Origin of the sequence: Parabacteroides caecihominis (assembly GCF_023656785.1) — a bacterium.
In the GTDB taxonomy this organism is placed as follows: Bacteria; Bacteroidota; Bacteroidia; order Bacteroidales; family Tannerellaceae; genus Parabacteroides; species Parabacteroides segnis.
On sequence record NZ_JAMOKS010000011.1, the window covers coordinates 144,980 to 170,657 of the forward strand.

The following is a 25,678-nucleotide window of genomic DNA, read 5'->3' on the forward strand; positions in this document are numbered from 1 at the left end:
AAAAGGTATTGCTATGACCGTGGCAATACCTTTTTGATTCTATGGGGGTAGTGTGTTTCTTAACATATATCTTTCGGTGACATACTGTCACTCAAATTACTACCTTTGGCTCAATGGCTGTATGAAACGCTTACAGTCTGACAAAAACAATTAAAACAGAAATAGTATGAGACCGGAAGATTACATCACCCGTGAGGGGAAGTTTGGTGCACACAACTATCATCCCCTGCCTGTTGTTCTCGAGAAAGGAGAAGGCGTATTTGTGTGGGACGTGGAAGGCAAACGTTATTTTGATTTCCTGTCCGGTTATTCCGCCCTGAGCCAGGGGCATTGTCATCCTAAAATCATCAAAGCATTAACCGAACAGGCGCAGAAGCTGACACTCGTATCGCGTGCATTTCACGCTGATATATTGGGTGAATACATGGAGTTTGCCTGTAAGTTCTTCGGCTACGACAAACTGTTACCGATGAATACCGGAGCAGAAGCGGTCGAGACCGCCCTGAAGCTGGCACGCCGTTGGGGATACCGCATCAAGGGTATCGCTCCCGAAAAAGCAAAGATTATTGTTTGTAGCGAGAACTTCCACGGGCGGACGATTACAATCATCTCGATGAGTACCGACCCGAGTTCCTATGAAGACTTCGGACCATACACGCCGGGTTTTATTAAAGTACAATATAATAATGTAGAAGCATTGGCAGAAGCATTGCAAGATCCCGATGTAGTCGGTTTCCTGTTGGAGCCGATACAGGGAGAGGCAGGCGTAGTTGTTCCCAATGACGGTTATCTCCGCCGGTGCTACGACCTCTGTAAACAACATAACGCCCTGTTCATCGCAGATGAGATACAGACCGGTATCGGTCGTACCGGGAAACTGCTGGCTTGCGATTATGAAAACATCCATCCCGATATCCTGATCCTAGGTAAGGCATTGTCGGGCGGTGTAACCCCTGTTTCCGCCGTCCTTGCCAATGATGAGATCATGCTGACGATCGCGCCGGGCGAACATGGCTCTACGTATGGCGGAAACCCGCTGGCTGCCGCTGTCGGTATCGCCGCCCTCGAAGTGGTGAGGGATGAGAAGCTGTCGGAGAATGCTTATGCAATGGGAGAACTGTTCCGGAACGAGATGGAAAGGATTGACAATCCGATGGTTAAAAAGGTGAGAGGAAAAGGTCTTTTGAATGCCGTAGTCACTGAACCGCACGGTGGAAAGGTAGCCTGGGATATCTGCCTCGCCCTGAAAGAGAACGGCCTGATCGCCAAACCGACACACGATCATATCATTCGCTTCACACCACCGCTGATTATTACCCGCGACCAGATGATGGAGGCGGTAGGGATCATACGGGAAACGTTTGCTCAGTTTTAGAAGAATAATGTGGCAATATGGCAATGTGCTAATTTAAAAATAATTGAGCTATCTGCTAATTATAGGATGAGCCAGTTAGTGACGGTGTCTTCAGGCTGTAGGCCTGTAACAAACTAGCCCAGGGTTCTAACCCTGGGTTCCTTTGAATCCTTCTCTTTCTGAGGCACCCTGTAGGGGTGCGACAAGATGGAAATGGTTGATATTTATCTTGTCCCGCCCTTACCAACGACGCTACATTCATTCACTTTTGATAATAATCGAAATAAATTATCATATGAAAATAAACGTAATAGGAGTCCCCTTGAACCTAGGTTGTGACCGGGAAGGCGTTGAACGGGCCCCGAACCATCTGCGTGAACGGGGACTGATGCAGGTTATCCGGAAGAATGGGCATCGTGCCTTTGATTTGGGCAACCTCTATGTCCCGCTTGTGTCGGAAGCGGATAAGTTTGCCCGGAGCAAGAGTATGAAATACCTCGATGCGATAGTGGAGGTGAACAATAACCTGGCGGAACTGGTCTATGATACGCTACGCGGAGGAGCTTTCCCGCTGGTTATCGGTGGCGATCATTCACTTGGACTGGGCAGTGCCTCCGGGGTTGGAAAAAGTTTTGAGGATTTCGGTATCATCTGGCTGGATGCACACGGCGATCTCAATACGAATGAAACTTCTCCCAGCGGAAATATCCACGGTATGCCGTTGAGTGCTTTGATGGGCATGGGTAGCGAGGAACTTGTCAATATATACGGACAAGGGAATAAGGTGAATCCGCAGAATGTCTTTCTGGTGGGTACCCGTAGCCTGGATGAAGGAGAGTTGGCACTGATAGACCGGGAACATTTAAGTGTCTACACGATGGAAACGATCCATCTGAAAGGCATCGGCTTTGTAGCGGAAGATATTAAACGGAAACTGAAGGAAAGGAAAATACGCAACGTCCATTTCAGTATCGATGTGGACAGTATCGACCCCCGCTTTGCTCCGGGAACGGGAACGCGGGTCAGCGAAGGCCTGATCCCCGACGAGTTTAAAGATTTTGTGGAACATATGCTATCTACGAACCTGATAAAGTCGATGGACCTGGTCGAGCTGAATCCTGATCTGGATACGAATGATTTGACAACCAATCTCTGCCTCGATATTATCGATTATATAACCGCCCGGCTCTGACCGCACTGCCGGAAAGAGATAAAAAAAGGTGCCGCATCTGCTAAAAGACGCGGCACCTTTCTTGTTAACCTAGAACCTACTTTCTATCTTGCCTGGAAACCCCTTTCTAGCCTGCCTCGAAAGGAGGTTCTAGGTAGGCTAGAATTTTTATTCTTCCTGCCCTCCTCCCAAAGCATGGTAGAGGTTGATGACACCTTGTATTTCGTCGAAGCGGTCAGCCGCTTGGGAAAGTTCGGCCTGCAACAATGATTGTTGGGCAGTCAGCACTTCCAGGTAGGTGATATTTCCGTGGTCCATCAGCAACTGCGTGCTTTTTACGGCCTTTTGCAGGGAAGCGATTTGCCGGTCGGCCAGTGTGATGCGTCCGCGTGCCGTTTGCCACTGGGTCAGGGCGTTGTTCACTTCGCTGCCCGCATTCAGGATGCTTTGCTGGAAAGTCAGTGAGGCTTCTTCCTGCTGCGCTTTCGCAATCTTCAGCTGGGCGATGTTGGCGCCTTTGTTGAATAACGGCTGTGTCAGCGAACCGATAGCCTGCAACAGCAAACCGCCGGGATTCGCGATGATGCCTCCTCCGCTGTTGGTCCATCCGGCCACACCGCTCAGGTTGATGTTCGGATAGAAAGCGCTCCGTGCCCCGTTCGTTGTATAAAACGCCTGTGCCAGCGAGTATTCTGCCTGCCGTACGTCCGGACGGTTGCCTAGGAGGGCGAGCGGAACGCCGGTCGACAATGTCTCGGGAAACTCCTGGCAGTCCAGGTTGCCCCGTTCTACTCGCTGCGGTACTTCTCCGAGCAGGTTGGAAAGGCTGTTCTCCATCTCATTAATCTGCTGGCGCAAGGTCAGGAGGGAGGCTTCTACGCTGAGGCAGTTTGCTTCCGACTGCGAGACGGCGGCTTCGTTTGTCAGGCCCGCCTTTTTCAATGCCTGCATGGCTTGTACATTCTCTTTCCAAAGAGAGGCCGTCCGTTCACTGATGACAAGTTGTTTGTCGAGCAATAATAAAGTGTAGTAGGAGTTGGCTATAGTGGCTATTAGCTGTGTCCGGACGGCCTGTTTGTATGATTTGGTTTGTTCGAGAGCTGCCTGCGCACTTCTTTTGGCGTTTGTCAGTCTCCCGAATATATCTATTTCCCAACTTGCTGAGGCCGCCAGCTGATAACTTTTGGCGGCTTTCGAACCGTCGAAACTGCTGATGGTACCCTGCGGAGTCAGGTTAAGAGCCGGCAGGTAAGCCAGGCGCGACGTCATCAGGGCGGCTTCGGCCTCCTGTACCCGCAGGTGGGCGGTGCGGAAGTCGGTGTTGTTTTCCAACCCTTTTTCAATCAGTGCCTGCAACTGAGGGTCTGTGAAAAGTTCCCGCCAGTCGAGATTGCCGATGCTTGTCGTATCCGTAGCCGGCGCCTCCTCCCTGAACAGGTTGTCAGGGACGGAGGTTTCCGGTTGGTAGGATTTGTAGATGCCGCACCCGCTCAGTAGCGAGAGGGTGGCGACAGATAATAGAATGATATTATTTTTCATCTGCTTATTTTTCTTTCTTTTTACTATCGAGATATTCTTTCCGCTCGGCAGTTACTTCTTCTACTTCTTCCTGAATCTGCCAGTCGTGTGTCGGCTCGAACTGTATCGGGCGTACTTTTTCCTGCAGATACTGGAATACAATGAACAGCGAAGGAACGACGAACAGCAGGGCGAGCGTTCCGATCAGCATACCGCCGACGGCACCCGTTCCCAACGAACTGTTACCGTTTGCACCTACACCGGTCGCTACAACCAGCGGGAGCAGACCGAATACCATCGTCAATGCCGTCATCAGAATCGGACGCAGACGAACTTTGGCGGCAGACAGGGCGGCCGAAGTCAGGCTCATACCGGCTGCACGGCGTTCGGTTGCATATTCGGTTAATAAGATCGCCGTCTTTGCCAATAACCCGATCAACATGATTAAACCGGTTTGCAGGTAAATGTTATTCTCCAACCCCATCATTCTTGCAAACAGGAAGCTACCCATCAGGCCGAATGGTACTGAAAGGATCACGGCAAACGGGATTAGGAAACTCTCGTAAAGCGCACTCAGGATCAGGTAGATCATCAGGATACAGATGATAAAGATTACCGTTGTCGTATCGCTCTGTTGATTTTCCTCACGGGTGATACCGGCAAAGTCGTAACCATATCCTTTCGGAAGAGCGGTTGATGCCACTTCTTTTACTGCATTGATCGCATCACCGGAGCTATATCCTGCCGCAGGCATGGCATTCACATTGATAGAGTTGTACATATTGAAACGGCTCAGCGACTCTGCACCGTATACTTTTGTCAGCGTTACGAACTGGCTCAACGGGGACATTTCACCGTTTGCCATACGGACAAACGTGTTGTCCAGCGAAGAGTCGTCCAGACGGTAGATCGGCGAAGCCTGAATCATGACCTTATATACCTTCGAGAAACGGTTGAAGTTGGAAACGTACTGTCCGCCATAGTAACCCGAGAGGGTACTTAGAACAGCATCCGGTGTAATGCCGGCACGTTTACATTTCGCCGCGTCTACTGTCACCTCCCATTGCGGATAGTTGATAGCGAAGGTCGAATAAGCAGCCGCAATCTCCGGACGTTCGCGCAGGGCGGCCAGATATTGCTGGGTGGTATTGAAGAACTCGGTGAGATCGCCTCCCTTTTTGTCCTGCATGTACATTTCCAATGCGTTACCCATACCGTAACCCGGGATCATACCCGGAGCCATGGCGAAGATACTGGCATCTTTTATATCGGCAGTCCGTCCGTACACCTGTCCGATGACAGATTGTACATGATCTTCTTTGGCGGTACGTTCGTCCCACGGTTTCAGTTTCAGAATAAACATACCGAACGAATTACCCTGTCCCGAGATCAGTCCGTAGCCGGAAACCTTATTATATTCCTTTATCTGCGGAATATCTTTGATACGTTGTTCGATATCCGTCATGATGATATCGGTTGTAGCCAGTGAGTTGCCGGCTGCGGTGGTTACATTGACAAACAGTACTCCCTGGTCTTCGTCAGGTACCAGACTGGTTTTAGTCGTCTTCATCAGTAAAACGAGTACGACAATCGAACAAGCCAGTAACGACCATGTAAGCCATTTCCGTTTGATAAAGAACAATACACCTTTTTTATATTTGGTGATGATTGCATCGAAAGCCGTGTTGAACGCTCTACGGAAACGGGCGGCAAAGTTTTCTTTCTGCGTACCGTCTTCATTGATATACGGTTTCAGGATCAGGGCGCACAAAGCAGGACTCAGCGTCAATGCGTTGATAGCCGAAATACCTACGGCAACCGCCATCGTCAGACCGAACTGGGTGTAAAACGTACCCGAAGTACCGCTCATGAACGATACCGGAATAAATACAGCCATAAATACCAGTGAAGAAGAAATAATGGCGGTGCTGATACCGTTCATGGCATCCATACTTGCCATGTACGATGATTTATACCCGACGTCGAATCGGGCCTGCACCGCCTCGACGACGACAATGGCGTCGTCCACCACCGTACCGATCACCAGCACGAGTGCAAACAGTGTAATCAGGTTGATACTGAATCCGGCAATCGACATGAAGGCAAACGTACCGACCAGCGACACGATGATACCTACCAGCGGGATCAACGTCGAACGGATATCCTGCAAAAATATGTATACAACAAGGATAACCAGGATAATCGCTTCGATCAGCGTCTTCACCACTTCATTGATAGAAGCGTAGAGGAAGTCGTTCGAACTCATCATCTGTACGATCTCTACCCCTTTGGGCAGGTCCTTACGCGCTTCGTTCAGAAAGGCGTCGATATTATTGTTTACCTCGGTTGCATTCGAACCGGCTGTCTGGAAGATCATACAGGAGATACCGGTATGTCCTGATGTCTCACCGATATATGCGTAGCTTTCGCGACCGAGTTCTATTTCGGCTATATCTTTCAGTTTCAACACTTCGCCGTCCTCCGATGAGCGGATCACGATATCTCCGAACTCTTCCGGTTGTATCAGACGTCCTTTGTACTTCATCGTGTACTGGTAAGCCTCTTTAGAGTTTTCACCGAACGAACCGGTAGCCGACTCGATATTCTGTTCGGCCAGGACGGCTGTAACATCGGCCGGGATCAGATTGTATTGTGCCATTACGTCCGGTTTCATCCAGACACGCATGCTATAGTCGCCTCCCATTACCATCAACTCTCCTACACCCGAAATACGGAGGATTTCCGGTTTAAGGTTGATGCTCAGGTAGTTTGAAAGGAAGTTCTCATCATATGAGTCATCTGGACTGTAGATGGAAAATATCTGTAACATACTGGTTTGCCGCTTCGTTGTCGTTACACCGACCTGGTTCACTTCTGCGGGAAGCTGACCGCTGGCTTTCGACACACGGTTCTGCACATTCACAGCGGCCATGTCCGGATCAGTACCTTGCTTAAAATAGACCATGATGGAGACGGTACCGGCATTAGTCGCAGTAGAGGTCATATAGGTCATATCTTCAACGCCGTTGATGGCTTCCTCCAACGGGGCGATAACACTTTTCTGAAGTGTTTCGGCGCTGGCTCCGAAATAAGTGGTGCTTACCATGACGGTAGGCGGTGCGATATCGGGATATTGTTCGACGGGCAGGCTCGTCAATCCGATGATACCCATGAATACTATCACGATAGAGATAACGGCTGATAGTACCGGGCGTTCTATAAAGGTTCTTAATTTCATATTCCTTCTTTCAATTATTGTTTAACCTGAATCGGGGTTCCTTCACGCAGCAAACCTACGCCTTCGGCAACAATCACGTCACCCGGCTTCAAACCATCGTTCACGATATATTCCTGTCCGCCGTTTACACGGGTGACATTTACCTGGGCAGAAGTTGCTTTGCCGTCTACCACCTTATAGACATATACTTTGTCCTGTATCTCGAAAGTCGCTGTCTGCGGAATTACGATACTGCCGGATTTTTCGGTAGACAGGATGATGTTACCGGAGTTGCCGCTGTAAAGTATGCCGTCTTCATTCGGGAACACAGCACGCAGGCTTACGGTTCCCGTGCTACGGTCAATCACACCGCTGATAGTCTCCACTTTTCCTTTTACGGGGTAAACGGATTTGTCGTTCAGTTGTAATTCCACTTCCGGCATCATTTCCAGCGCTTTCTGTTTGGAGCCGTACTGGCGGGTAAGTCCCAGCAGTTGGTTTTCCGTCAGGGAGAAGTAGACATACATGTCCGAATTGTCCGAAACCGTGGTCAACGGCTTAGGCAGACTGGCGCTGACCAGTGCTCCGACGCGGTAGGGGAGTGTTCCGACAACTCCGTTCGACGGACTTTTCACCTCTGTATAGGAAAGGTTATTGCGGGCATTCAGTTCCAGGGCTTTCATCTGTGCCAGTTGGGCCTTGGCACTTAGCCAGGAGTTTTCGGCAGTCTGTAGGTCGAAAGCGGAGACTACATTTTGTGCATGTAATTCTTTTTTGCTGTCTAACGTCAGTTTTGCAGTGCTTAACGCTGCTTCTGCTGCTTCCACATTGGCTTGGGCTGTCTGCAAAGCCGCCTGATAAGGCACCTGGTCGATTACAAACAATAACTGTCCTTTGCGTACAGCCTGTCCTTCTTCCACACATAATTGAGTGATAAAACCTGAAACCTGCGGATAGATGTCGATGTCCTGACGTCCGCGGATAGTGGCAGAATAGAGACTGCTCAGGGTTTTGTCGGTTGTAGACACTTTTAGTACTTTGTACTCATTGTTCACCATCATGGCCGGCTGTTCTTTACATGAGCTGGCAACAAGGCATAAGAACCCTACCCCGATGCCACCCAGGCATCTGGTAATTAAATTTTTCTTCATTTCTACGTACTTATTTTATTTATAATCCCGGCAGCCGGATTGTTCCAAAATAAAAAACATCAATAGGGTGATATTCAAGTGAGAATAGTTTGTTACTCTTTGATATTTACTGCCTTAACTAATAACCGGTGCAAATGTCCGACTTTTTCTCAAATGAAGTGTGGTTGAAAATTGAATATTGTTGTTCCAAAATTGAACAGGGGATATCACACGAAACCATTTTGCTGACGTCAGCAAAATGGTTTCGTTATAACATACTCTTTACTGTGTTATTTTTTTTTCTTCTTGGAGTCGTTTAGCTTCTTGGCGTCTCCTTTCAGGCGCTTTTCTACCTTTTTTATATCTTCTCCGGCTGGGAACTGTTCGGGAAAGATACCTCTGTTAATCAGCATATCTCTTACTGCCAGATTATTATCTACGTGTTCGTTTTCGATAGGGGTTTGTCCGTACAAATCTTTTTGCTGTACATTCACAGATGTCATTTCCGCGGCAAAGTCCTTTGCTTTTATGCTGATTGTTGGCAGGAAATCGGCAAGTGGGCGACTGTCCGGTACACCTAACTTGCGTTTTAACAGTTTAGTATCGATGCGGAACAGAGCTTTGTCTCCCTTTGAGCGTATTGTGGCAAAGCCTTTACTGTCGATACCTCTTTCGTATAAAACACCGGAAAGTAACTTCTCTGTTTCTGCTAATTTGGTGCGGGCGTTGATGCGTTCGAAGTCTAATAAGCGCTGTTCTACAAGCTCTGCACGGCGAGTTTGAACGGCAAAATAGTTTTGGGCAAAAGCGATTTCGGGTTTTCGGGGATCTCCGTTTTGGGCGATCAAATAGCAGGCATAGCGCGTAAGGAGGATGTTATCTATCTCTCTTTCAGCACCTTTTCCTAGATTTATCATTTTCCCCACGTGGGGAAAATGATACTCTATAATTTCTCCTGCATTTTTACACGCTTCTTCTGCTTTGTCAATTACATTTATGAATTTCTCCCATTTAGTGTAACCTAGTAATTTTTGCAATTCTCGTGCACTCCAACATTCGACTCCGTTATAATCACAGACAATACTTTCGAATCGTGTGAATAACTCTTTGATTTCTTCTGTTTTCATAGTTACAGTTTTTATTATGATTTCTGCAAATATAAGAATTAGTATCTGATAAAGATAGGATTCGTGATATATTTTTATTTTATATTCCCCTGTTTTTCAATGCTAGAAGTAGGACTTATCATTTTGCGGACGTCCGCAAAATGATAAGGATTGCTTTCAGATATATTTCTTATCTTTGCCGTTCATAGAAAATTATTCATGGAACAATCCGTTTTGCAGTTAACTATTGAGGACTTGCTTTCTTTTGGTATGAATTCCAAGTCCTATCAAGATAAATTGATTATTGTAGAATTTAGTGGCGGCGACCATAAGAATCCGGGATTCAAGGAAGGGGCTTCCATCCGGTTGGATGCATTTTCTATTTTTCTGGTCCGGCAGGGAGAGATTGATATTACGATAGATGATTTTACCTATCATTTGTCGGATAACCTGCTGTTGGATATTATGGATATGCATTCGGTAAAGGACTTCCGTATTTCTCCTGATTTCAGGGGATACCACCTGATTATCGAGCGAAACCTGTTTTCGGAGATTATGCTGAACAGCCGCCGTATGCCCGCTGCCTATATCGCTTCCCGGCATAGCCGCCCGATACAGAAACTGAATGAGGAAGAAGGCGTCTTGCTGGAAAAGTGCCTGCACCGTATCGAACGGAATATCGAACGTACGGAACATGCCTGGCAACGGGATATTATCATGAATGAACTTCGCGGTTTTCTGCTGGAAATGAATAATATCGTTTATCAGGCTAACCGCGGAAATGTCAGTCCGAATCCTCCCAGCCGCGATTTGCTGTTGTTCCTGTTCATCCAGTTGCTGAACAAACATTGCCGTACGGAACATTCCGTCTCTTTCTATGCCGGCGAATTATGTATTACTCCCGAATATCTTTCACGCATTATGAAAAGTTTTAGTGGAAAAACAGTCAACCAATGGATTAGCGAGGCGCTGATACGTGAATCCGAGATTTTGTTACGTAATCCGGACCTTACAATCCAACAGGTTGCAGATATGCTGAACTTTTCCGACCAGTCTTCGTTCGGAAAGTTCTTCAAAAAGCACCGGGATATTTCACCGTTGGCATTCAAACGGCAATATGCAAAAGACTAGAAAGAACATTATTCCGGGACATAAATAATCTCCCCGTTTTCCAGTTCGTAAGCGATGCCGACTTTGCGGCCTTTCTTCCCTTCCGATTCCTGGTTTTCGGAAGGGGTATACCGTTGGATGGATTCTCCCTTCTTAGTGATTATCTCCATGTTTTCTTTCCCCGGATTCTTAACTAATGAAAAGTCTTCTTTGGAGAAAAGTTCCGTCATATTGAAACGGGTGACAAGCGCTACCATCAGGGCTACGGCAAATACCATGGCTACATCGAAAAGATTGGCAACCACGCCCATCGGGTCGGAATCTCCGTCCGAATGAAGTAACCTATTTCGCTGTGCCATGATGCAGGTTTTTATAGATATATTCCAAATCGTTCATATCACGTGCATACCATCGCTGTTTTATTTGCAGGGTAACTACACCGATTGCGGCAATAACCATGCCGACTACGGTGGTGGCAAACGCGACCTGCATATTGTAAGCCATAGATGCAATATCGCCGGTAGAAAGTCCGACCAGCGCCGGTCCCATCGGAATCAGTGTCCCCATAAGTCCCAGCATAGGGCCTAATTTGATAAAGCTACGCGAGCGTCCCAGCTCTTTTTCCGCTTCTACTTCGTAATTGGCTAGCAGGCGTTCGCAGTAAGGGCTATTTTCCTTGTGGCTGTAGAGCTTTTGCAGGCAACGCAGCAACGGAATGTTTTTGTTTTCGGGCAATTGACGGCAAAGTTCTTCTGCATTGCCGGGTGTCATTTCTTCAAGCATATTGTTTATTTGCTGCTGCAAACGTGTTTTCTGCCAGAATTCTTCGAAAAAACCTCCGGCCATTAGGATGGCACGAATGAAAAATAGTAGTAACAGTACCACTACAGGCACCAGTAATCCATTCGATATCCAGAATAAAGCATTTGAGATAGATGTCATATCCGTGTGTTTTTTATTAATTTCCATTCTAGGTGGCGATAATTCCCAGCAGAATGATAAAAAGGTTCGTAATAAATAGCAATTCCAATCGCAGGCTGTTGTCGCCCAGAAATTTTTTCAGGAACCAACCGCAACCAATCACGCCTACCCCTGTGACTGTAGCAAAGCACCACGCCACAGTGCGGAAGTCTGTTCCCGGAAAAGCAAAGATTGTCTGGGTGAGTGTATAGGCCAGTACCACAGAGATAAGTATTCCCGGATAATAGGTAAGCAGACGGGTCAGGTTACGTTTGAAAAACGTATCATGCTGCCGTAAACCGGCGAAACAATCGAAACAGAAAGCAATCATAACCGTTGATTCCAGTGTTATCATAACAGCCGCATCCTGCATTCGTTCCGGAGAGGCCAGAAAGTCGGCTATCTGTGTTTTCGACTGTTCCGTAGCCCAGGGCCAGATTGCCAGGACAAAAAGGCTGCACCCCAGACCGGCAGCGAGTATCCCGTAGAACGATTCATAGAAACCTATTTTCAACAGGAAGTTCAGGGTGATGAATCCGAGTAATATGCCTATAACATACTCCATCCGTTACTTTTTTCTCCGTTTCAGGATAAATACCAACATGACGAATAAGGCTATAACCGTAACGCCGATTAATATACCATCCAATGTCTGGCTCTCCGTTTGAGGCTGTTGTGTCAGTTGGTCTTTTTTCAGAACGACTTGTTGTCCGGTTTCTACCAAAGCCTCTTTTATTGCAGTGATATTCCGCTGATATGTGCGGGCTTGTTCTGTGGAGGTATGGGAGGCGATAAACTCTTTCAGTTTGTCATTGTCGCAGACAAATCCTGTGCAGGCCGGTTTGAATTCGTTGACCAGGTTCGTATGCAGTTCGGCTATTTGCTGCAATTGTTCGTTTGTCGCCTTCCAGTATCCTTTGCGGGCGGTTTCGAGCATGACGGCAGTCATTTCTTCGAGGGCGGCTGGACTTTCTTTCCGGAAGAAGTTATGTATTCCCAGTTGTTGCTCGTCGAGGACATACATCTTATACAGGTCATCCCACAATTCATTGTCGATGGTGGAAGGTTTCATTACATTCCAGCCATAGGTGTTGCGGAATGTCTTGGAGAAATTCTCAGCCGTTGTCGCTCCGCCTTTCATCTTTTCTTTGATGTATTCCGGGTTAAGCAGGGTTGTACGACTTTCTACTCCGATTGCTTCCCGCAGGTTTTGCAGGCGGATATTATGGCGGTTGCGGTAATCGGACAGATAAGCCTCCGGGTCTTTGCCGGTGACATTACGTACGGAGAGATTCAATCCTCCCATAAATTCATACATATGGTCCAGGCTTAAAGCCCCCCAGGTGTTGCTCTGACGTGGTTGCATCACAACATCGGTGTTTTGCAGGGCAACTTCGAACAGGTCTTTGACGACTTCTCCCCATTTATCAGGATCACCGTAAATGGCTCCCATATTGTTCAGATAAGTGTCTGCAATCTGCGACTCTTTTTCCCAAGCATCCCCTTTTTCTACGAGTCCGGTGATACCGGTTCCGTAGCCGCCGTTTACGGCACCGAATATGCGCATCGTCGACAGTTCGCGGGCCTCTTTGGGGGATATGCCTTTTTCAACCAGTCGTTTTTCCGATTCGACGGTGCCTTCAGCTACATAGTTGCCATATTGGTCCCCCTCCGATTTAGCGGCCATGGCTACCGCCTTACTCAACATTGCCAGACGGGAGGCGGCCAGGTCGCGGAGTTGTCCGGAAGTCTGGACGACAATGTCGATACGCGGACGTTTTAATTCCTCAGAAGGAATCAGGCGGATATCGGTAACACGCCCCATGCCGTCACGTACCGGCTCTACTCCCAGCATATAGAGGGCTTGTGCCAGGGTGGCGCCTTCGGTCTCGATAAATTCGCCGGCCCAGAAAGTATAGCTGACCTTTCGAGGCCAGTCTTCGTGTTTCTTGAAATAAGTGTGCAAAGTAGCTTCAGCCAATGCTTTTCCGTTGTCCCAGGCACGTGTGCCGGGTGTTGCTTCGGCATTGATGGAGTACATGTTCCGTCCGGTTGGCAGGGTGTTGGGCGAGAGAACCACATCACCACCGGGACTGGGGGCGATATAGCCTCCGTTCAGGGCATGCAAGAAACCTTGTAGTTCCGATTCCGGGGATGATTCGAGTAATTGTTTGTAACTGAGTACGTTTTTCAGTGTACGTTCGATTTCCAGAACGGCGAAAGAAAAGTCTTTCTCTTCCTGCGGTACTTCCGGCAGAACGGCTTTTTTTCCTTCTTTTTTTGCCTGTTTACGGGCTTCGATTCGTTTTTTTACCCAGTCCGGCATTTTACCTACTTTAGGAATGCCAGCCGGCATTTTCATGCCTCCGCTTTCGTCGCTTTTACCGGAATTGTCATTCTCGTCGCCGGCGGCCATTGCCATCATTTCACTCATGGATAACTGGCGGGGATTGACGGCCATATCAGTAGCACGTGCCTTCATCAGGTCGGCGCGGCTCAGTGAGGCAAAATCCTGCATCAGCCGTTCCGGATTTTGTACCGGCGAAGCGAGCAGCTGTTTCAGCTTACTTTTGACCGGAGTGAGATAGCGACGGGAAATATAGGTGTTGTTTTCCAGTTGTTTGCGGGTGATCTTTCCGTTCAGAGCATCCAGGCGTGCCAGGCTGTATGCCAACGGGTCAGCCGACATGGCTATCACGGTCGATTCGATATCTTCCGGGGTGTAAGTCTGTCCGAGTGTATAAAGTCGCCCGGTCATCTTCTCATTGGCAATTTCTTCGGCGAAGTTTTCGATACGTTCTATCTCTTCTGCCGTATAGGGCTTATTGGCGATGCTGTCGAGTTGTAAGTCCCTTTGTAATCCCAGTTTTAATACGGAGGCTTTTATTTTCAGACCAATCTCCTGCTGTTTGCTCTCCGGTGCCTGATACCAGGCATCGATGTCGCTGAACAAGCCGGAGAAACGTCCCCGTGTACGACTTCCCATGAACGGAGGCGTAAGATGCGATAGCATGACGGCATGCGTACGCCGTTTGGCGATGATCGCTTCACCTACATTGGCAATACTGTAATAGTAGAAATGAGGCAGGCTGCCTATCAGGCAATCCGGCCAGTCCCTATTGGATAATCCTGCCTGTTTGCCTGGGGTGAACTCCAAACTACCGTGTGTCCCGAAATGGATCAGGGCATCAGCTTTGAATTCATTTTGCACCCAAAGATAAGGAGCCAGATAAGCATGTGGCGGTGCTACGCTTGCTCCATGTACGATTTGGAACTCGTCATCCCCTTCGGCAGCATGTAGTTGAGGAAATAATACGACATTTCCGAATTGCAGGCGTGCGATAGCCAGCGAAGGTTCTCCGTCCCGTGTCGTACTCAGGTAATCGCCCGGTGCTTCGCCATATTTGTCGACAACCTCCTTATATTTTTCAGGGACGAGCGTCTGGCTTGCCCACTGTTCATATGTACTTTTACTAACCCATAACGGATTCCCGTTTTTCATGAAATCGTCCTGTGCCCCTTTGGCATAAGCTCCCAATACGGCCCCCTGTTTCTTTAGCAATTGGTTGAAACTGTTGAAGGTGTCGGGCAGTCCGTCTACCTGGTAGCCTTCCTGTTTCAGCCGTTTCAGCAATTCGTAAAGAGAGGGAGCTACTTCCAGCCCGGCGGCTACGAGTGATGCTTGTCCGGCTGCTTTGAAATAACAGATTGCCAGGCGTTTCTCTTTATTGGGTTTATTGCGCAGTTGCAGGTAGTTTTTTACATTTCGTGTAAAGTTATCCAGGCGTTCACTTTCCGCATCAAACATAAAATAGCCGTTTGGATGCTGGTTCTGTGTAGAGATAACGAGCGGATCGATGCCTCCGTCTATTTCGGGAAGAACGATGCGTGCAGTCAGATAACCGCCGGTTACGCCTTTGTTCTTGTCATCACTCAGCCATTCGTCGCGACTCAGCATGATGGAAAGCGGACAGAAGAGCGGGATATTGTTTTCTGTCAGCCACTCTACAGTCTTGTCACCGCCCAGCCGTCCCATTGGCAGGTAAACGACGGCATCCGGATGTACACTTTCCATCAGTTCCTGGCGTCGGGCAGCAGAGGCAATCGGATAGACATTGAAACCTGCATCCGTCAGTCGGGTGATCAGACTGTCGATATAACTCCGGTTGCCTTCCAGCGGTGAGGTCATACCTGAAACGAAGGCGATACGCGGGGCATTCTCTTTATATAGTTTCTTTTCGCGAAGGTGGTTGGTCAGTTCGTTGGCTGTCCGGAAGAACACACCGTCTTCCAGGTGGAAAAAAATGTCGGAAGGAATCAATAACGGTTCCCCGGCTTTTGTCTGGAAAAGTTTCCGGCTGTCGAACGTGCTGCGGATATAATGCAGCATGTTCCGGTAGTTCTTACGGCTTCGGTTGTTATAATAAATATCCAGTTGCTGTTCCTGTAAACTATCTACATGGTGGTTGTTGATGGAGCCGGAGGAGAAGACAAAGGTGTATACGGCAGTTCCTTTCTTTCCGGCGGTCTCGATATTTTCTGTCTGTTCTTCCGTCAGGCGCAATCCCGGTCCGAAAAGGAGGATGGCATCGTAGCTTTTGAGCGATGACGCATCTTCGGCCTTGACTTCTATCACTTTTATCAAGCGGCTGTCGTTGGCCATCGCGATGTTGGATACCTGGTAGGAGGGGAAATTCACCAACGCAATCTTGGTGGGTGATAACAACAGGCTATAAAAAGCATATAAGCCGTGTTGAGTGAGTGTTCCTCAAATTTGCTCATAATCAACATCATTTTTTCTTTTGAGTCAGCAATGAAACCGCTTGTCGGAACTGTAGTTACAGCATCGAATGTTGTTTGTTTTGTGTCCAATGCTCCTCCTTGTCCGTTGCCGGAAGTACCGCTGTTGGTGCGTACATAAAAACGTTGGAATGCGATATCCCAGGTTTGGTCTTTAGCAGCATTTGCTTTGTCTATTACTACACTGTCTCCTTTTTCAAAAGAAAAATAACACCAATCATCAGGATTGGTACTGGTTGCATGAACCGTGAAAGATTTAGCCTCTGCCGGAACTTCCGGTTCCTCTTTCTCATCGTCACTACAAGCAATGAATCCGGAAGAAAGCAAACACAATGTAACAAGTACCATGATCTGTTTTAGACCGGATACTGAAAATTTAAAATTACTCGTTTTCATAAAATGATTAAAATTTATAATGTTCATAATCGCATATTAGAATTTGAAAATAACGGAGCCGAAAACACGACGTCCCGAATCGTAAGTCGTAAAGTTGACCGGATCGGTGTAATTGAAAATATTTTGTACGCCAGCCGTTAACAGCAAGTTCATATATTTGTGTTTCCAGATACTGTATTGTACGGTCAGTTTCCACAAACTGTAGGCATCCTGCGGACTGTCAACCATTTGCTGGGTGGTTTCTCCGGTTTCGGGATCTGTTATAGTCTTTTCGCGGAAATTGATTTTCTTTGAAGTCCATCTTCCGGCAACAGAAACCGTCGTTTCCCGTTTGAACAAATCGAACATAAACATGGCATTACAGCTGAGTGCATGTTTGGTGTTTCCGGTTAATTGCAATCCGGTCGCTTTATCCTGAGCATCTGTAAAGTCATAAGTCCCTTGCAGATTTACCCATTGGAACGGTTTATAAGTGAGGGAGATTTCGGCACCCCGGATACGGGCGTTATCTACATTTCTGTATCGCAGTTGTGCTTCCTGGCCTCCGCCGGGCAGATCGACAATAACGTTATACGACTGTATCTTGTCTTTAATGTCATTCTGATAGATTTCTCCGCTTATATTCAATTTGCTGAATGTGTATTCGGCAGAAAAAGAATAATAGTTGGAATGTTCGGCTTTTAAATCCGGGTTTCCTATATTGTGGGATACCGATCCCATCTGAAAATCAGAAAATAATTCGGTTGCATCCGGAGCCTTGAATCCTTTACTGTAACCGGCACGTAAACGGAGATTTCCGGGTGAATACATGACGTTGACTTTCGGTGTGTAGGCATCTCCGAAAACAGAATGATGCGTGTAACGGAAACCGCCGATAATATCGAGTTCCGGGATTACTTTCCAATCCAGTTGTACAAATCCATTGATATCGTTTACCTTGCGGGTTTTCAGATTTTCACCGTATTGTTTGACATTATAATCTTTATTCCAATTGAACTCAATGCCGCCTATTCCCTGCAGATTATCGAGTGGGGTATAAATATCCGTCAGACGCAGAGTCTGTACATTGGATGTGGCATTTTTACCAATTGAATCCAGCTTTTCAAAAACTGTACGACGAATGTAAAAGTCTCCGTAGTAAACCCCTTTCAACAGATTTTTTTCTCCCAATTGCTGCTCTATACCGGCACGGAATGTTTTGTTGAAACTCTTGTAATGGGTTACTTCATCGCTTAATTTCGGATTTTTTTCTTCATTAAGGAAGAAATCGGCCGATGCGTTTATCTTCGTGTGATTATATTCCCATCCCAGTTTTTCGGATATTGTCATATTGGCCGACGGGTTCTGGGTATAGTTTCCCGGTGAATCGGGAGTCAGGTCATACCCGTCTGTCGAGTTCCGGTTGAATAATGTCTGCGATGTAAAATTCTTGTATTTGGTACCAAAGGCTGCATCCATCAGAAGCTCATTGTAGCGTGAATAGCGTACTTTGGCCCATCCTTCTGCTGGACGTTCGGGTGTTTTCGTGATGATATTAATGATCATACCGATTGCACTGGAACCATACAATGCTGAGGCTGCGCCTTTTACAACTTCTATCTGTTTGATATTGGATGTACTCAGCCGCTCGAAATCAATCGGACCGCCGGGTGTATTGGACAGGCGCTCGCCATCTACCAGTATGAGTATATATTTGTTCTCAAGTCCCTGGATGCGAATATTGTCGCCGCGCGGGTCACTATTGAACTGTAATCCGGGAATTGTAAACTCCAACGCGTCCATGATGTTTTCAAAATCATTGCGTTGCAGTTGTGAGGCCGGGATCAGTTTGGTCAGTACGGGAGAGTTTTTGATGAGTTTTTCTGTGCGCGTCCCGGTAACGACCACCTCGTTTAGGTCGAATATCCCTGCATTCATTTGGATATTCATCTGTTTGGCGGCTCCGTTGGCATCGATTTTGATGCGTTGTTCCATGTATCCGGTGGAACGGACCAATAAATTATAACTTTTGCCTTCGATTAGTTCCAGCCGGAAACGACCGTCTGCGTCACAGACGGTGCCAATCAATGTTCCCGGAACATTGATTGTAGCCATAGGTATACCTTCTCCTGTTTCGGAGTCAATGATTTTGCCGGTCAACACACAAATGCCGGTTTGTACCTGTTCTTTATCCGGTGTATCAGTAGCCAGTGTTTCTGCAAATGTTGTTGCAGGTGTAAGCACACACACCGAAAGTAAAGACATAGCAATACCTTTCAGTCTCATATAAGTAAGCAAATAAGTTGGAAGAATTTGTTTTGAAATTCCGCCTTGTTAATCCCTGCTTTTTATCCCGAAAGCATGAATACAATTGATCAGGCAGGTTTTCTGACTTTCCCGGCTTTGCAAAGCCTTCCCAAATTAATTGAAAATTGAAAATTAAAAATTGAAAATTAGTTAGTCTGTAATTTTCAATTTTCAATTCTCCATTTTCAATTATTCAGTGGCATGGAGTTGCAAGCATTTCCGGCAGTCACCGGAACGGGATTACAGCAACGGGCATTGTTCCGGACTTTCACCGGATTCCCTCTCATCACTTGCAGAATGCATTGTGATTCACCTTAATCCGCTGCAAAAGTAGTAAAGTATTTTTGAATACAAATAATATTTATTCATTAAAAAATCTTTCTGTCAGAAAAGTCACAGGGAAATTAATTGATTATCAAAATGATATTTGTGTGTGGGGTGGATGGTTTGTACGGGCTGGTGGGAATGTTGGTTTGTTTTTATGAGCCTCTCGTGAGGTTTCTTCTGCTCGTTGTGTCTTGATTGTTGTGATAACTTTAGCAGAATGTTGCATATTGTTTATGAACTATAGCTGATCTGTTATGTTTTCTGTTGTTATGTTGATATATTGCTATTCGCTGCAGATGCTGATTTTTGGTTGTTCTGGAAATAAAAGCTGCCTAAAAACATGTAATTTTCTCTTTTAATAGTACTGATAGTCGTATTGCGGATGTCTTAATTAACAAATTTTTAGTCTAAAAAAGGCGCAATTTCTACTACAACAAAATTTTATCTCGTTTTAAACGAATTAAATTTTGTTTTAAACAAATTCGAACTTCGTTTAAAACGAGATAAAAAGTAGCTATTGGATAGTCTATGTGTTAATAAATGTGTAGTGAGCCTTTCTGGAATGACTAAATGAAAAATAAGTCTGTTCTCATTTAAGGTTGTTATCTGTCATAATGTTTGTATATATCTTATTCTTTTGTCGTTTTGCTTTTTATATAAACGGGTTATAATTATAGAAAACGACTTTATTTTCTTTCAGTGATTTTTTGACATCGATCAATCGCTGGTTACTACTGCCTCGGAACAGGAGGCTTTCGTCATGGAGGGCTTGTTTGAATTTGCCGTCTACCAGAACGTCTACATATTGAAGCAGTGCGGCCTGTTTCGGGTTTTCCAGCAGTTTCTCAAATTTATATCCGGTGTAACACCAGATGTTTTTCCGGCTTTTTTCTTTGATGGCTCGTGCCAGCTTGGTGAATTCTTCCGGCTGAAACATCGGGTCGCCCCCGCTGAAAGTTACATCTGCAAAATCATCTGCGAGAACCTTTTCCAGTATCTCTTCAGTAGGAACAGGTCGGCCCTTATTGATATCCCACGATTCAGGGTTATGGCAACCCGGACACTGGTTTGGGCAGCCGGCAGCGTAGATAGCGGTCCGGAATCCCGGACCGTCTACAGTCGTATCTTCTATAATATCAATAATCGATAACATCGTATTTTTCTAATTATGAATAATTCTGTCATTCAACTCCGCTAACTTGGCATTGTTCCAGCGATCGGTTGTACCTACCAGATAGCCGGTGATGCGTTGTAGCTTGTCCAGATGTTTGCTGCCGCATTTGGGGCATTCGTCCAGATGGTTTGCTGCGTTTTCGTAGCCACAATCCAGACAGCGGTTGCGGTTATGGTTTACCGAGCCGTAGCCGATATTGTATTTATCCATCATGTCGACCACCTTCATGATCACTTCCGGGTTGTGGGTGGCGTCGCCGTCTATTTCCACATAGAAGATATGGCCGCCGCCTGTCAGTGCGTGGTAAGGGGCTTCTACTTCTGCTTTATGGCGGGCGCTACATTTGTAATATACCGGGACATGGTTGGAATTCGTGTAATAATCGCGGTCGGTAATACCGGGTAACGGTCCGAATTTTTTGCGGTCTCTAGCGGTAAACTTACCGGAAAGTCCTTCTGCCGGAGTTGCCAGTACACTGTAATTATGCTGATAACGTTCCGAGAACTGGTTTACACGGTCGCGCATATAAGTCACGATCCGTAATCCCAGTTCCTGTGAGGCTGCATCTTCGCCGTGATGTTTGCCGGTCAGGGCAACCAGGCATTCTGCCAGTCCGATGAATCCGATTCCTAGTGTGCCCTGGTTGATGACCGGGGCAATTGTATCGGTCGGTTTCAGTTTCTCGCTGCCCAGCCATAAAGAGGACATCAGCAGTGGGAACTGTTTGGCATAAGCCGTTTTCTGAAATTCCATACGTTCATGAAGTTGAAGGGCCGTGGTTTCCAGCATTTCATCCAGTTTTGCGAAGAAACGGGCAATCCGCTCTTCCTTATTTTTAATATCCATGCATTCGATTGCCAGACGTACGATGTTGATCGTCGAGAACGACAGGTTGCCGCGTCCGATAGATGTTTTCGGTCCGAAACGGTTTTCGAATACGCGGGTACGGCATCCCATGGTTGCCACTTCGTATTTGTAACGTTCGGGATCGTCGGCTCTCCAGTCTTCATGCTGATTGAATGTGGCATCCAGGTTCAGGAAATTCGGGAAGAAGCGGCGGGCTGTCACTTTGCAGGCCAGTTCATACAGGTCATAGTTCCGGTCTTCCGGCAGATAACTTACGCCCCGTTTCTTTTTCCATATCTGAATCGGGAAAATGGCAGTTTCGCCGTTGCCGACACCCCGGTATGTGCTTTTCAGCAATTCACGGATAATGCAGCGGCCTTCGGCAGACGTATCCGTTCCGTAGTTGATGGAGCTGAATACCACCTGGTTACCACCGCGTGAATGGATCGTGTTCATGTTGTGGATGAAAGCCTCCATGGACTGATGAACGCGGCTGACGGTTTTATTGATAGCATGCTGTACGAGTCGTTTGTCTCCGGCCAGGCCATCCAGCGGACGGGTTACATAATCGTCTATTTCTTTATTATAAAGGTGTGAATAGTCTACGCCATTCAGATCTTCCAGATTTTTGACTTCTTCGATATAGCTGTTACGCACATAAGGTGCCAGGTAAAAATCGAAAGCCGGGATCGCCTGTCCGCCATGCATCTCATTTTGTGCAGTTTCTAAAGAGATACATCCCAGGATACTTGCCGTTTCGATACGTTTGGCGGGGCGCGATTCACCGTGTCCGGCCGAGAATCCATATTTAAGGATGCGATCCAGCGGATGTTGTACGCAAGTCAGGCTCTTGGTCGGGTAATAATCTTTATCATGAATATGCAGGTAATTGTTGGCAACCGCCTCTTTTACCTCTTCGCTCAACAGGTAATCGTCAACGAACGGTTTGGTCGTCTCACTGGAAAATTTCATCATCATACCTGCGGGGGTATCTGCGTTCATATTTGCATTTTCGCGGGTAATGTCGTTCGACTTGATATTGATGATTTCCAGGAACATATCGCGGGTTTTTGCTTTACGGGCAACACTGCGCTGATTGCGGTAGGCAATGTATTTCTGAGCCACATCCTTGCGGCTACTGTTCATTAATTCCAGTTCGACAGCGTCCTGAATCGCTTCGACTGTCATTTGCGGTTCTCCTTTGAATGAAATATGATCCGTGATCTGTCGGATCAACTGCAAATCTTCTCCATTTTCCGTATGCAGCATCGCTTTACGGATCGCCGTTACTATTTTTTCCTCATTAAATCCGACGATACGTCCATCCCTTTTGATAACTGTCTGAATCATGATAATTGTATTGGTGTATTACTTTTTATTCTTCTGCAAAGGTATGTCCAATTATTATATGGTTTTCTTTTTGGAAAACTTTTAACGAGTTAAATTATGTCAAATCGTTGATAATTAGATATGAAAATCGAGAAAATGGAAAACTTTGAAGATTTTGATGATAAAAAGTTTTCCCAAAAAGTCTGCTTGGTGATAATGATGTATAATGTGAAAGGTATCAATTGCTTATGCAAAAAAACAGAGAAAACAGGGGCGATTCCGGTCGATCGCCCTGTCTGTTGATGGTACGAAATATCTATAATTGCTTATTCGGATTGCTATTTGTCTTTCAGTAATTCGATAAACATGGTTGTCGTCAGTAATATCCCAATGGCAACGCAGACCAGGATAAGTAATAAGTTTACATATTTCGCATTCGGCTTCGAGCCGGTGTGCAGGTTGTTGGCGAAATATTCTTTGAAGAAAAGATATAACGCCGGGACGGAAGCACTGGCCAGCAGGAAATCTTCCGGGATATTGAAGTAATATGTTTTCGACAAGCCGATCAGCGACCAGTGTGTCAGAAACAGGACTATGAACATGTTGATATTCTTAGAGAAGAACAACAGGAGTCCGATGGTGAAAACAACGACCGAACAAGGCATGACCGGCGAAGTCATTTCCGGGAAAGTCAGTCCCCGTACCATCGATATCAGCGGATAGATAAACGGCATGGCAAACAGGAAGTACGCCAACCAGTCATATTTGCGGGTACGTTCGAAAGTAGTGTATCCTGACAAGGCATCCCATCCCCATAGTATCGCCATGATCGCCCAGAATAAGGCCATCACTTCGTTGTAGCTGCGCTCGGCACAGTAGATGTAGTAGTAGATGACCGATATCCACAGATAGACGGCAATCAGATAGATTTTCATTCCGTTCTTTACCCACGGCTGAGGGTTGCGGGTCAGCAGGACGGTCAATATTATCCCGATCAGGATAATTCCCAGTTGCCATTCCCAGGTTGCTGCATTGTAGAGTCCTATCGTTTTCCAGAAAATTTCCATAGAGTTATTCGTATGCTGATGATTTTATTTGCGTCGTGTTAATGAAAAAGCCTTACCCGGCAGGAGGAAGATCGGCAGTGTCGCACCGACCGTCAGCATGAAGATCGCGGTGAAGGTAACGAAACCGTTCGACATGAACATTTCAATATATTTCGCTTTCTGTACCGGTTCGTCCATCGTCTGGAGGAACATGATCAGCGAGAAAACCATGTTGTAGGCAAATTTGCCTGGGATCATCGGCAATAAAGCCGGGATATAAAGCACTGTCATCGGGCAGTAAATCCTGCCTCCCAGCCACAAACTTCCGAATCCGATCACCAATGCCCCGAACAGGGAGGCGGTAGCGATATCCACCCCGAAGAAAGTCATCAGGCAGAATCGGCAGGCATGGCCTACGGCAGCCAGCAAGGCAATGTAAGGAAACGCTCGCATAGGTGGGTCGGAAATCGCACCGAAACCAATACCTGCAATGGCTGCAAAAAGTCCGTCTAAAAGAATATCCAATACTATCATATCAAATTGTTTTTTACCATCATTAATGTGAAAGAAAGCCCGATCGCGATACAGATAATCAGCATCAGCGCATTGACCAGCCGGGCAAAACCGGTCAGTATATACCCTTCGACAATGTCGATAACCCCATTGATCAGCGGTACGCCCGGTATCAGGAACAGGACGCTCGTTGCCAGTGCAATGTCCGAGGTCGTGTCGAATATCAACGCTGTAGAGGCACAAAGCGATGCAATAAAGGCCGATACCACGAAAATTATGTAATGATTGAATTTCCGGATCTGCATCTGTTGTTTCAGGAAAAAACCGGTGATAGTCGCAGAAAAGACAATCCCCATCGAGGTAATGTCTCCCCCGAACAGGCGGCAGAAAGAGGCATTGGCAAAGCCTACCAGTATCAGAACGAAAAGCGGATCGATATGCGGGCTGGCGATAATCTCCTCATATTTATCTTTTAATTCTTCCAACGGCAAATGTTTGTCATACGTTTCCCAACTCAGAGCGCTCAGTTTGGCGTTCTTCTCGAAACTTATCGGAAGAGCGGGGATATCGATCACCTCGCTGTATGTTTCTTTCGTATCATTGTCGGAGATCGTCAGAATAATATTTTTCTGAAAAATGCTGATTTTAACATCAGCGCCATATGCTTCTCCTATTCGTTTGGAACTCCGGACTACCCGGGATGTGTGTACCCCGCATCCCATCATATGGGCGGAGTACTCTGCGATGAATTTGGCTACGGGTAGCAAAGATTCATTTCTACTCATGTCGTACTTTTTATATATGAACCGGATTCTATTCCGGAATGTTTCTTTTTGCTGGCGGAAAAACGGGCGATAAACCTAAACCGGGGCGCAAAAGTATAAAAAACTTATTTTATATCATTGTTTTGTCTTTTATTTTTGTAGTTTTGCACCGAAATGGTTCTGTATTTTTGATTCTGGAAATACAGATTAAAAGGGAATCGGGTGTAAATCCCGGACAGTCCCGCTGCTGTGAAGCTCTAATAACATCCTGAAAATAACTTATGCCACTGACATGTGTCGGGAAGGCTTCAGGATGGGAGTCAGTCAGAAGACCTGCCGTTCGTTAAAGGCTCATATCCTCGTGGGTTAGGATACGGGTTCGAAATGATTGTTTATTCTAAATTTATCAGATTTATGGAGAAAGATTGTCCGCGTTGTGGGGGCTCTTTTGTTTGTCGGGTAGATGATATATCCGCCTGTCATTGTGTGCCTGTGAAATTGGATGAACTCCAGCTTGCTTATGTGAAGGTCCATTATCCGGGATGTTTGTGCAACTCCTGTTTGAATGAGATCAAGAAATATTTCTATGCCTGTGAGGTGAATCCCCGTTATAAACATTTAAAGCATTGAT

The 25,678-nt window shown here is 46.5% G+C and carries 20 protein-coding genes and 2 riboswitches; of the genes, 5 read left to right on the forward strand and 15 right to left on the reverse strand.

All coding sequences use genetic code 11. The features are described 5' to 3' along the window. Nucleotides 1–166: 166 nt before the first annotated feature. Together rocD and rocF are read left to right on the forward strand one after the other, a co-directional pair. On the forward strand, nucleotides 167–1,375 hold the full coding sequence (rocD, locus tag NBH14_RS11310; protein ID WP_186958409.1) for an ornithine--oxo-acid transaminase: 1,209 nt from the start codon (nucleotides 167–169) through the stop codon (nucleotides 1,373–1,375). Nucleotides 1,376–1,649: 274 nt separating this feature from the next. Then, entirely contained in the window at nucleotides 1,650–2,546 is an 897-nt protein-coding gene (gene rocF / locus NBH14_RS11315; protein ID WP_128134565.1) for an arginase, read from the forward strand. 147 nt (nucleotides 2,547–2,693) lie between these two features. Here the strand turns inward: rocF and NBH14_RS11320 are convergent, their stop codons facing one another. The 4 genes from NBH14_RS11320 to dinD all read right to left on the reverse strand — a co-directional run bounded on the left by NBH14_RS11320 (nucleotide 2,694) and on the right by dinD (nucleotide 9,517). Beyond that, nucleotides 2,694–4,064 (reverse strand): TolC family protein, encoded by a 1,371-nt coding sequence (locus NBH14_RS11320; protein ID WP_186958408.1) that lies wholly within the window; start codon nucleotides 4,062–4,064, stop codon nucleotides 2,694–2,696. Between the two features lie 4 nt (nucleotides 4,065–4,068). After that, complete coding sequence (locus tag NBH14_RS11325) at nucleotides 4,069–7,281, reverse strand: efflux RND transporter permease subunit (protein ID WP_186958407.1); 3,213 nt, start codon at nucleotides 7,279–7,281, stop codon at nucleotides 4,069–4,071. A 14-nt stretch (nucleotides 7,282–7,295) separates the two neighbouring features. Beyond that, nucleotides 7,296–8,411: an efflux RND transporter periplasmic adaptor subunit gene (locus NBH14_RS11330; RefSeq protein ID WP_122328001.1), complete on the reverse strand. Its 1,116-nt coding sequence runs from the start codon at nucleotides 8,409–8,411 to the stop codon at nucleotides 7,296–7,298. 269 nt (nucleotides 8,412–8,680) lie between these two features. Further along, entirely contained in the window at nucleotides 8,681–9,517 is an 837-nt protein-coding gene (gene dinD / locus NBH14_RS11335; protein WP_186958406.1) for a DNA damage-inducible protein D, read from the reverse strand. A 198-nt stretch (nucleotides 9,518–9,715) separates the two neighbouring features. Here dinD and NBH14_RS11340 point away from each other — a divergent pair, with 198 nt between their 5' ends. Further along, nucleotides 9,716–10,627: a helix-turn-helix domain-containing protein gene (locus NBH14_RS11340; RefSeq protein WP_233567057.1), complete on the forward strand. Its 912-nt coding sequence runs from the start codon at nucleotides 9,716–9,718 to the stop codon at nucleotides 10,625–10,627. 8 nt (nucleotides 10,628–10,635) lie between these two features. Here NBH14_RS11340 and NBH14_RS11345 read toward each other — a convergent pair whose 3' ends face one another. From NBH14_RS11345 to NBH14_RS11380, 8 genes are all read right to left on the reverse strand, one after another. Further along, nucleotides 10,636–10,965, reverse strand: a complete 330-nt coding sequence (locus NBH14_RS11345; RefSeq protein ID WP_186958405.1) for a DUF2149 domain-containing protein — start codon at nucleotides 10,963–10,965, stop codon at nucleotides 10,636–10,638. Next, the gene (locus NBH14_RS11350) at nucleotides 10,949–11,548 is read right to left on the reverse strand and encodes a MotA/TolQ/ExbB proton channel family protein (RefSeq protein WP_186958404.1); all 600 of its coding nucleotides are present in this window, start codon (nucleotides 11,546–11,548) and stop codon (nucleotides 10,949–10,951) included. Before NBH14_RS11350 ends, NBH14_RS11345 begins: the two co-directional genes overlap by 17 nt. A gap of 28 nt (nucleotides 11,549–11,576) precedes the next feature. Then, entirely contained in the window at nucleotides 11,577–12,131 is a 555-nt protein-coding gene (locus NBH14_RS11355; RefSeq protein ID WP_128133866.1) for a hypothetical protein, read from the reverse strand. Between the two features lie 3 nt (nucleotides 12,132–12,134). Continuing rightward, nucleotides 12,135–16,292, reverse strand: coding sequence for a cobaltochelatase subunit CobN (locus tag NBH14_RS11360; protein ID WP_250817438.1), 4,158 nt, complete (start codon nucleotides 16,290–16,292; stop codon nucleotides 12,135–12,137). Then, complete coding sequence (locus NBH14_RS11365; protein WP_250817440.1) at nucleotides 16,262–16,762, reverse strand: HmuY family protein; 501 nt, start codon at nucleotides 16,760–16,762, stop codon at nucleotides 16,262–16,264. The genes NBH14_RS11360 and NBH14_RS11365 overlap by 31 nt, the downstream gene beginning before the upstream one ends. 36 nt (nucleotides 16,763–16,798) lie before the next feature. Further along, entirely contained in the window at nucleotides 16,799–19,027 is a 2,229-nt protein-coding gene (locus NBH14_RS11370) for a TonB-dependent receptor (RefSeq protein WP_186958401.1), read from the reverse strand. A gap of 75 nt (nucleotides 19,028–19,102) precedes the next feature. After that, nucleotides 19,103–19,381: riboswitch (cobalamin riboswitch) on the reverse strand. A 646-nt stretch (nucleotides 19,382–20,027) separates the two neighbouring features. After that, nucleotides 20,028–20,528, reverse strand: a complete 501-nt coding sequence (gene nrdG, locus NBH14_RS11375) for an anaerobic ribonucleoside-triphosphate reductase activating protein (protein ID WP_046145588.1) — start codon at nucleotides 20,526–20,528, stop codon at nucleotides 20,028–20,030. A gap of 9 nt (nucleotides 20,529–20,537) precedes the next feature. After that, nucleotides 20,538–22,745 carry an anaerobic ribonucleoside triphosphate reductase gene (locus NBH14_RS11380; RefSeq protein ID WP_186958400.1) on the reverse strand — a complete coding sequence of 736 codons (2,208 nt, stop codon included), beginning with the start codon at nucleotides 22,743–22,745 and terminating at the stop codon, nucleotides 20,538–20,540. A 120-nt stretch (nucleotides 22,746–22,865) separates the two neighbouring features. Between NBH14_RS11380 and NBH14_RS11385 the strand changes: the two genes are divergently transcribed. After that, on the forward strand, nucleotides 22,866–23,027 hold the full coding sequence (locus NBH14_RS11385; protein WP_222622076.1) for a hypothetical protein: 162 nt from the start codon (nucleotides 22,866–22,868) through the stop codon (nucleotides 23,025–23,027). A gap of 35 nt (nucleotides 23,028–23,062) precedes the next feature. Here NBH14_RS11385 and NBH14_RS11390 read toward each other — a convergent pair whose 3' ends face one another. Genes NBH14_RS11390 through NBH14_RS11400 form a run of 3 tightly spaced genes read right to left on the reverse strand, consistent with a single transcriptional unit; the run spans nucleotide 23,063 to nucleotide 25,068 of the window. Beyond that, complete coding sequence (locus NBH14_RS11390) at nucleotides 23,063–23,791, reverse strand: DUF6064 family protein (RefSeq protein ID WP_128133870.1); 729 nt, start codon at nucleotides 23,789–23,791, stop codon at nucleotides 23,063–23,065. Nucleotides 23,792–23,815: 24 nt separating this feature from the next. Continuing rightward, nucleotides 23,816–24,304, reverse strand: a complete 489-nt coding sequence (locus NBH14_RS11395; protein ID WP_007655663.1) for a threonine/serine exporter family protein — start codon at nucleotides 24,302–24,304, stop codon at nucleotides 23,816–23,818. Further along, a complete protein-coding gene (locus NBH14_RS11400; RefSeq protein WP_186958399.1) occupies nucleotides 24,301–25,068 on the reverse strand; it encodes a threonine/serine exporter family protein in 768 nt (255 codons plus the stop codon). Before NBH14_RS11400 ends, NBH14_RS11395 begins: the two co-directional genes overlap by 4 nt. A 136-nt stretch (nucleotides 25,069–25,204) precedes the next feature. After that, nucleotides 25,205–25,402, forward strand: a riboswitch (cobalamin riboswitch). Between the two features lie 59 nt (nucleotides 25,403–25,461). Between NBH14_RS11400 and NBH14_RS11405 the strand changes: the two genes are divergently transcribed. Continuing rightward, nucleotides 25,462–25,677 (forward strand): cysteine-rich CWC family protein, encoded by a 216-nt coding sequence (locus NBH14_RS11405; protein WP_128133871.1) that lies wholly within the window; start codon nucleotides 25,462–25,464, stop codon nucleotides 25,675–25,677. Nucleotide 25,678 lies beyond the last annotated feature (1 nt).

Bases quoted from the DNA above. Each gene is read 5' to 3' on its own strand.
- rocD (WP_186958409.1), top strand. From the start codon at position 167: ATGAGACCGGAAGATTACATCACCCGTGAGGGGAAGTTTGGTGCACAC.
- rocF (WP_128134565.1), top strand. From the start codon at position 1,650: ATGAAAATAAACGTAATAGGAGTCCCCTTGAACCTAGGTTGTGACCGG.
- NBH14_RS11320 (WP_186958408.1), bottom strand. From the start codon at position 4,064: ATGAAAAATAATATCATTCTATTATCTGTCGCCACCCTCTCGCTACTG.
- NBH14_RS11325 (WP_186958407.1), bottom strand. From the start codon at position 7,281: ATGAAATTAAGAACCTTTATAGAACGCCCGGTACTATCAGCCGTTATC.
- NBH14_RS11330 (WP_122328001.1), bottom strand. From the start codon at position 8,411: ATGAAGAAAAATTTAATTACCAGATGCCTGGGTGGCATCGGGGTAGGG.
- dinD (WP_186958406.1), bottom strand. From the start codon at position 9,517: ATGAAAACAGAAGAAATCAAAGAGTTATTCACACGATTCGAAAGTATT.
- NBH14_RS11340 (WP_233567057.1), top strand. From the start codon at position 9,716: ATGGAACAATCCGTTTTGCAGTTAACTATTGAGGACTTGCTTTCTTTT.
- NBH14_RS11345 (WP_186958405.1), bottom strand. From the start codon at position 10,965: ATGGCACAGCGAAATAGGTTACTTCATTCGGACGGAGATTCCGACCCG.
- NBH14_RS11350 (WP_186958404.1), bottom strand. From the start codon at position 11,548: ATGACATCTATCTCAAATGCTTTATTCTGGATATCGAATGGATTACTG.
- NBH14_RS11355 (WP_128133866.1), bottom strand. From the start codon at position 12,131: ATGGAGTATGTTATAGGCATATTACTCGGATTCATCACCCTGAACTTC.
- NBH14_RS11365 (WP_250817440.1), bottom strand. From the start codon at position 16,762: ATGAAAACGAGTAATTTTAAATTTTCAGTATCCGGTCTAAAACAGATC.
- NBH14_RS11370 (WP_186958401.1), bottom strand. From the start codon at position 19,027: ATGAGACTGAAAGGTATTGCTATGTCTTTACTTTCGGTGTGTGTGCTT.
- nrdG (WP_046145588.1), bottom strand. From the start codon at position 20,528: ATGTTATCGATTATTGATATTATAGAAGATACGACTGTAGACGGTCCG.
- NBH14_RS11380 (WP_186958400.1), bottom strand. From the start codon at position 22,745: ATGATTCAGACAGTTATCAAAAGGGATGGACGTATCGTCGGATTTAAT.
- NBH14_RS11385 (WP_222622076.1), top strand. From the start codon at position 22,866: ATGAAAATCGAGAAAATGGAAAACTTTGAAGATTTTGATGATAAAAAG.
- NBH14_RS11390 (WP_128133870.1), bottom strand. From the start codon at position 23,791: ATGGAAATTTTCTGGAAAACGATAGGACTCTACAATGCAGCAACCTGG.
- NBH14_RS11395 (WP_007655663.1), bottom strand. From the start codon at position 24,304: ATGATAGTATTGGATATTCTTTTAGACGGACTTTTTGCAGCCATTGCA.
- NBH14_RS11400 (WP_186958399.1), bottom strand. From the start codon at position 25,068: ATGAGTAGAAATGAATCTTTGCTACCCGTAGCCAAATTCATCGCAGAG.
- NBH14_RS11405 (WP_128133871.1), top strand. From the start codon at position 25,462: ATGGAGAAAGATTGTCCGCGTTGTGGGGGCTCTTTTGTTTGTCGGGTA.